The 632-nt window shown below is 71.7% G+C and carries 1 protein-coding gene; it reads right to left on the bottom strand.

The features are described 5' to 3' along the window. On the bottom strand, nt 1-423 hold a 423-nt coding region (locus HUK84_RS21860; RefSeq protein WP_246285828.1), incomplete at its 3' end, for an aminotransferase class V-fold PLP-dependent enzyme. Nucleotides 424-632: the final 209 nt, after the last annotated feature.

Raw genomic sequence — 632 nt, 5'->3', positions numbered from 1 at the left:
CCCGGGGTCCAGCCGCCCGTCCGCCCCGACCGGCAGGATCACCGGCTCGAACCCCTCGTCCGCCAGGTCACGCACCGATTCCAGCACGCATTTATGCTCGGTCGCCACCGTGACGACCCGCCGCCGCGCATCCCCCCGCGCCGCCAGGAACCGCACCGCCCCCTTGATGGCGATGTTGTTGGCCTCGGTGGCGCCCGAGGTGAACACGACCTCCCGGCTGTCCGCGCCCAGCAGCGCCGCGACCATGTCCCGCGCCGCCTCGACCGCGTCATGGGCACGGCGCCCCAGCACATGATCGGCGCTGTGCGGATTGCCGAACGATTCGGCGAACCACGGCATCATCGCCGCCATCACCGCCGGATCGCAGGGCGTGGTGGCCTGGTAATCCAGATAGAGGGGCCCCATCGCCGCACCGCCGCTCATGCCCGTGCCACTCATGCCCGCGTCATTCAGGCCCGCTTCATTCAGGCCCGCTTCATTCACGCCCGCGTCGCTCATCCCTGCTTCCTCTCCGCCACGATCCCCGCCGCCGCGCGTGGCGCCAGCCGCCCCGCCATCGCGGCATAGGCGGCGATGAACGCCGCGACATCCGCCTCCCGCACGTTCCAGGGCAGCGACACGCGGATGGCCTC

Origin of the sequence: Nguyenibacter vanlangensis, assembly GCF_013376155.1 — a bacterium.
Lineage (GTDB): Bacteria > Pseudomonadota > Alphaproteobacteria > Acetobacterales > Acetobacteraceae > Gluconacetobacter > Gluconacetobacter vanlangensis.
This window is presented reverse-complemented; position numbering and strand designations above follow the sequence as displayed.